The following is a 5,597-nucleotide window of genomic DNA, read 5'->3' as shown; positions in this document are numbered from 1 at the left end:
AATAGGCCGTACCCACGGCAATCAAAAAGACCGGCACGATCATGGTCAGGATCGACAGCGGCACATGAAGCATGGATACGATGCCGAAGGTCCAGACCAGAGACAGGCTGACGCAGGAAAGCGGAATCAGCGTGAAGGCCGCATTCCTGAACAGCAGGAACAGGACCAGGGCGATCAACAGGAAGGTAATCGGCGGCAGACGCAGGAAATCCCTTTTCGTGAATTGCGCCAGTGCCTGGGAAATCAGCGGCATGCCGATCTGATAGAGTCGGATATCCTTGTCGGCCTCACGGATCATCCGATCAACGGCATCGATGACCTCCTCCTGGTCCGCATCTTTTTCGAGCACCAGGGTGATCGACGTGGTGTTGTGGTCGTCGGCGATCAGATTGTGTTTGAAAAGCGCAACCCCGGAGACGAAGGCCACGAATTTCTCCATGGGCCAGTTGCCGGACAGGTCCACTGCCTCCTTGATGCCCGGCAGTCCGATGACCCGCTGAACACCGTCGATCTTTTTTCCGGCTGCTTCCAGCTGGGCAATCTTCTGAAAGTTAAGCGGATCGAACACATCGCTGCACTTGACCACCAGGCGGATGATCTCTTCCGATCCGAAGACCGCCTTGAATGCGTTATACTGGGCGTTTTCGGGCAGATCCTCGATGATCAGGTCGTGTATGGACGTCTTGAATGCCAGGCGGGGGATGAATGCGGCGAACAGGAGCGTCAGCGCGGCGATGGCGGCAAGGGCGATCCTGCGGTGCTGCAGTACCGTTTGAACGCAATCAACCGGATTCAGGGATTTAGCAAGCTGACGAAGACGATTGTTGGTCATTTCGTGCACCATCCTGATTGCCGTTGCCATCGAATCGACGGTTTGAAAACAAGGATCGCCATCGCCCATGTGCAACCGCCTGGTCTCACCCGGACCCTGCTAGTGCCAGGAGCCTTTGTATTCCTCGAGCCAGCCGGGGTCGAATTTCTTTTCATAGTAACCCTTGACTCGATCGAACCACTTGCCGAGCACTCCGGGCTTTTGGTGATCCTCGTTCAAGACATCTTCCAGGACTACGTCCAATTCGACGCTTGTTCTTGGGCAGGTAGACATCGGCACCGCCGCCCATCGATTTGGCGAAGTTGCCGGAGCTGAGTGCATGGCTGGTGAGCATGACTGCACGGACCTTTTTGGCTTTGGCGATCTTCAGCAGATCGTAGCCTCGAACACCCATGATGTCGAGTACGGCCAGATCGTAGACGTTAGCATTGAGCATTTCCACTGCCGTCTGATAATCCTGCGCGGTGTCGATGTCGCAGCCTTCCAATACTTCCTGGATCGATTCCAGAATGTCGTATTCATCGTCGACGGCCAGGATCCTTTTCCCCTGCAGCGTGGCTCTCTTTTTCATCGATGCATTCTCACTTTCCCGGTTCATCATAAAGATGGATTGTTAATCATGCACCCCATTTGGGGAACCTGACCGTGAACAGACTGCCCCCTGAAGCCATGCAATCCATCTCAGACGTTATATTGGTGCACAAGGATACGCTGCCCGGGCAGGCAACGGCATCACCTGGTATGAATCGGCAGCACTGACTCGAAAAATTGATTTTGAACCCAAGCCGTTCCGCATAGGTCCGCATTCGCAAAAGGTCGGTTCCCGTGCCACCGGCATTAAAGGCATATGGTGTTTTGGATGAATAGTGCCGGGTCGGTTGGGTGTGAAAGAACCCTTTGAATATATGCTTCTTGTTTTCCGATGAAATGCCAATGCCGTAATCGCGAAAATCCATGAAAATATCGTCCGTTGTGGCCCCGGCCCGCAATGCGATGGTTCCCTCGTCGGGGGTGTTTTCATTGGCATTTTTCAATAGGCCGTCACCGATTTTTTTGAGGATCGTTTTGTCCATTTTTATGTACAGCTCGTCTTCGACGGCCAGTGTAACCTTCAGGTGTCGATTCCGGATCATATCGGCGGCTTGATCATGGATATCTTTCATGAAGAGATCGACCCTGATGGTTTCGATGCGTTCTGGTTCAGAATCCAAAATTGATTTGATGCGGTTGACGACCTGGGGGGTTTTGTTGCAAAAGACCCATCCGGCCATACCCTGGTCGGTAGAAAATCGAATTTGATCGGACTCCATGCCGGAGGCGGCGAACGAGAAAAGATTACGTTCATTTTCATCGACTAAAAATATCGAGCATCGTTCGACATTCAGAAGCTTGCCGGCTTGATCGGATATGACATCGAACAGCGCGTCAACATTCAATTCGGAGGTGATGCGCTGCCCCGCCTGGATGAGTCGGGGGTATTTCTCAACCTGCGCTTGAAGATGTCGGTCCGCAAGCCTTCGCGTTGCGCATCGTTTTGTCTTGCCGCGGGTGAACACATTCAGTCCCTATGCCAGTCGGCCCAAGAGGTGTCGCTTTAGTAAGTTGGCATAAATTGGTAATGGATTCAGAAGGATGAGATTATACTAATCCATTTGAAGAATAGGTGTCAAGAACGAATCAGACATTCCGTCAACCCGTGAAAATGCGGCTGATGCGATGGTGGAATCTGGGTTGACGCCGCTATGGCTGGTGTCCGGGGCTCATTACGGGTAAACCCGTTTTCACTCGTATGCCACATCCATCAAGAACAGGCCTTGAGGTGGCGCCGTGGCCCCGGCTCGTGAACGGTCCTTAGACTGCAGGATTGCTCCAACGTCCTGCTTGCCGATTTTTCCCAGGCCCACCTCCACCAGCGTGCCTACGATATTTCTCACCATGAAGCGCAGGAACCCGTTGGCCCGGATGTCATATGTCAGGTCGCCGTGGCCGGTTGACCTAAGGGTCGAATCGGTTACGGTTCGGGTGGAGTGGTCCCGGGGGCTGCCCGTGCCTTCAAACGCCTTGAAATCATGCGTGCCCAGGAAAACAATGGCGGCTTCGGACATCGCCGCCATGTCCAAGGGTTTGCGGATGTGCCAGGCGAACTGCCGCCCGATGGCCGGGGCGATGGGCCGGTTGAGGATATGGTAGCGGTATCTTTTGGAGGTCACATCGAAGCGGGCGTGGAAGGTGTCGGGCATCGCGTCGCAGGTGCGGACGACCACGTCACCAGGCAGCAGGCTGTTCAGCCCGTTTAAAAACGCCCGGGCATCCAGACGGGAGCGGGTTTTAAAGCCGGCCACCTGGCCCAAGGCGTGGACGCCGGCATCGGTGCGGCCCGAGCCGATGACGGTCACTTTTTCCCGGGTCATGACTGCCAGTGCCTTTTCGATGGTTTCCTGAACCGTGCGGTCTTTTTTCTGCCGCTGCCAGCCGTGATAATTCGTTCCGTCGTATTCGATGACCAGTTTAAATGTTTTCTCGGTTGTTTCTGCCGACATGCATCGCTCCCGGGAATTAGAAAGTCAATAGCACGGCGCTCATGGAGAAGAAAGACAACAGCGTGGACAGGACGATGGCCGCGGATGCAAATTCAATGTCGCTGTTGAGCTGGGAAGAGAGCACGATGATGGCCGTGGAGGTGGGCAGGCTGAAAAAAAGCATACCCACCTGAAAGGACAAGGGTGACGCATCAACGGCCTTGAGAAAAAACCAGCCGACGACCGGCAGGACCAGCAGTTTGATCGCGGAGCCTAAAAATGCGTGTCCCAGGTAATTTTTGAGGTTCTTCAGGGTCAAGGTGCCGCCGATGGAGAGCAGGGCCAGGGGCAGCGTCACCATGGCGGCCAGGCGAAAGGTGTTGTCCAGGAATACCGGAAATTGGCCGACGAACCGGGAATAGGCCATGCCGGCGAGGCAGCCGATGATCAGCGGGTTGGAAACCAGTGCGCGCAGGGTGATGCGCAACCGTTCACGGGTGTCGATGGCCTGGCCGGAGTACCAGATCAGGGTGGATACGGCCAGCACGTTGACGATGGGAATGATGAACCCGATCAGGATACCGAAGCGCGATACGCCCGTCTCACCGAGGGCGTTCAATACGACGGCCATTCCCACGTAGGTGTTGAAGCGGTAGCAGCTTTGTGAGTAGGAACCGGCTGCAAAATCCGACACCTTGAACATCTTCAGGCAGACGGCGCTGACGAGGTAGACGACGGCTACGGCGCATATGGCGGCGGCAATCAGATCGGTGGCGCCGTTGTCCACCGAGGGGGCTGAACCGATCTTCCAGAAAAGCATAGCGGGGAAAAAGATGAAGTACACCAGCCTGTCCGAGGACCTGAGAAACGTTTCACTGGTCAATGTAAGGCGTTTGAGCAGGGCGCCCAGACCGATCAGCGCAAACACCGGGAACAGGTTGTTGAGGATCATCATGGCGACTATATCCTGTCACAACGGAGATCGGCCAGTTGCTGCTCCAGGGCGTCGTCCATGAGATGGATGAACCTGGCCAGCGGGTATTCGGCGCCGCAACCCGTGCAGCGGAGAATGACCGACCGTCACGTGCGTTTCAGCGTCAGGGGGGTGCGGCAATTCTCACATGTGGGCTTTTTATCCATCAGGTGCTCCATGGTTGTACGCCAACTTGTTTTTCCAATAGCATACGGCACATCGGTGTAATCGTGCAGACAGGCGCTTTCTATGCCATATGGCTGCGGTTTGCAAGGGCTGTTAGCGCTTTTACCCGATTGACAACGGCCGATATTTAAGCAATGAAAAGCCAACACTTAAAAAGGACATCGACATGGTTCCACTGACCTGCAGAGGGTTCACGGCCTGCGGCATGGCCGCCGGCATCAAGAAAAACGGCAACTTCGATCTGGGTATGCTGGTATCCGACCGGCCGGCCCGGGTGGCGGCGGTGTTTACCAACAACCGCGTCCAGGCGGCCCCCGTGACGCTGGACCGGGAGCGGGTGAAGTCCGGTATGGCCCGGGCGGTGATCGTCAATGCGGGCAATGCCAATTGTGCCAATGGCCCGCAGGGGATGGCCGCCGCCAGCGCCATGGCTGATGCGGCGGCCCGGGCGTTGAGCCTGCCCGACGATCAGGTGCTGGTGGCTTCCACCGGTGTGATCGGCGTCCCTTTTCCCATCCATAAGGTCGAAGCAGCCCTGCCCGCACTGGCCGGCAGACTGGATCCAAACGGGCTGCCCGACCTGGCAGGCGCCATCATGACCACCGACACCCGGCCCAAGACCGGGGCGCGCGAAGGTTCGGTGGACGGCGTCGCCTATCGCATCGCCGCCGTGGCCAAGGGCGCCGGCATGATCCGACCGGACATGGCCACCATGCTCTGTTTCATCTGCACGGACGCCGAGATTGCCCTTTCCGACCTCCAGCCGGCGCTGAAGCGCGCGGTGGACGCTTCTTTCAACCGCATCACGATCGACGGCGACACCAGCACCAATGACACGGTGATTCTCATGGCCAACGGCGCTTCCGGGGCCAGGATCGAAACGGACACCGATCGAGTCGGATTCCAGCGGCTCTTGGATGATCTGTGCATGGACCTGGCCCGGCAGATGGTCAAGGATGGCGAGGGGGTCACCAAAGTGGTCCATTTGACGGTCCGTGGAGCGCCATCCGATGAGAAGGCCAGAATAATCGCCGATACCATTGCCCACTCGCCCCTGGTAAAAACCGCCTTTTTTGGCGAAGATGCC

The 5,597-nt window shown here is 56.5% G+C and carries 8 protein-coding genes; 2 read left to right on the top strand and 6 right to left on the bottom strand.

All coding sequences use genetic code 11. The annotated features are described in order from the left end of the window. The 3 genes from ACZCED_RS24725 to ACZCED_RS24715 all read right to left on the bottom strand — a co-directional run. Positions 1-832, bottom strand: an 832-nt coding sequence (locus ACZCED_RS24725) for an MMPL family transporter (protein ID WP_464862101.1), incomplete at its 3' end; no start/stop codon positions are given. Positions 833-983: 151 nt separating this feature from the next. Then, a complete protein-coding gene (locus ACZCED_RS24720) occupies positions 984-1,403 on the bottom strand; it encodes a response regulator (protein ID WP_464862100.1) in 420 nt (139 codons plus the stop codon). Between the two features lie 46 nt (positions 1,404-1,449). Further along, the gene (locus ACZCED_RS24715; protein WP_464862099.1) at positions 1,450-1,995 is read right to left on the bottom strand and encodes a sensor histidine kinase; all 546 of its coding nucleotides are present in this window, start codon (positions 1,993-1,995) and stop codon (positions 1,450-1,452) included. Between the two features lie 234 nt (positions 1,996-2,229). Here ACZCED_RS24715 and ACZCED_RS24710 point away from each other — a divergent pair, with 234 nt between their 5' ends. Then, positions 2,230-2,430 carry a hypothetical protein gene (locus tag ACZCED_RS24710; RefSeq protein WP_464862098.1) on the top strand — a complete coding sequence of 67 codons (201 nt, stop codon included), beginning with the start codon at positions 2,230-2,232 and terminating at the stop codon, positions 2,428-2,430. A gap of 183 nt (positions 2,431-2,613) precedes the next feature. On the opposite strand, the gene truA is transcribed toward ACZCED_RS24710, so the two are convergent. From truA to ACZCED_RS24695, 3 genes are read right to left on the bottom strand one after another with little or no spacing between them, the layout of a single operon-like run. Further along, complete coding sequence (gene truA / locus ACZCED_RS24705; protein WP_464862097.1) at positions 2,614-3,372, bottom strand: tRNA pseudouridine(38-40) synthase TruA; 759 nt, start codon at positions 3,370-3,372, stop codon at positions 2,614-2,616. Positions 3,373-3,388: 16 nt separating this feature from the next. Then, positions 3,389-4,306: an AEC family transporter gene (locus tag ACZCED_RS24700; RefSeq protein ID WP_464862096.1), complete on the bottom strand. Its 918-nt coding sequence runs from the start codon at positions 4,304-4,306 to the stop codon at positions 3,389-3,391. Between the two features lie 5 nt (positions 4,307-4,311). Then, complete coding sequence (locus ACZCED_RS24695; protein WP_464862095.1) at positions 4,312-4,491, bottom strand: dual CXXC motif small (seleno)protein; 180 nt, start codon at positions 4,489-4,491, stop codon at positions 4,312-4,314. A 185-nt stretch (positions 4,492-4,676) separates the two neighbouring features. On the opposite strand from ACZCED_RS24695, the gene argJ reads away from it, so the two are divergent. Then, on the top strand, positions 4,677-5,597 hold a 921-nt coding region (argJ, locus tag ACZCED_RS24690; protein WP_464862094.1), incomplete at its 3' end, for a bifunctional glutamate N-acetyltransferase/amino-acid acetyltransferase ArgJ.

The sequence above is a fragment of the Desulfosarcina sp. genome, assembly GCF_055467485.1.
Note: the sequence above shows the minus strand (reverse complement) of the source record. Positions and strands in the feature narration are given on the sequence as shown.

Coding starts and splice junctions, on each gene's coding strand:
- ACZCED_RS24720 (WP_464862100.1), bottom strand. CDS start 1,403: ATGAAAAAGAGAGCCACGCTGCAGGGGAAAAGGATCCTGGCCGTCGAC.
- ACZCED_RS24715 (WP_464862099.1), bottom strand. CDS start 1,995: ATGAAAGATATCCATGATCAAGCCGCCGATATGATCCGGAATCGACAC.
- truA (WP_464862097.1), bottom strand. CDS start 3,372: ATGTCGGCAGAAACAACCGAGAAAACATTTAAACTGGTCATCGAATAC.
- ACZCED_RS24700 (WP_464862096.1), bottom strand. CDS start 4,306: ATGATGATCCTCAACAACCTGTTCCCGGTGTTTGCGCTGATCGGTCTG.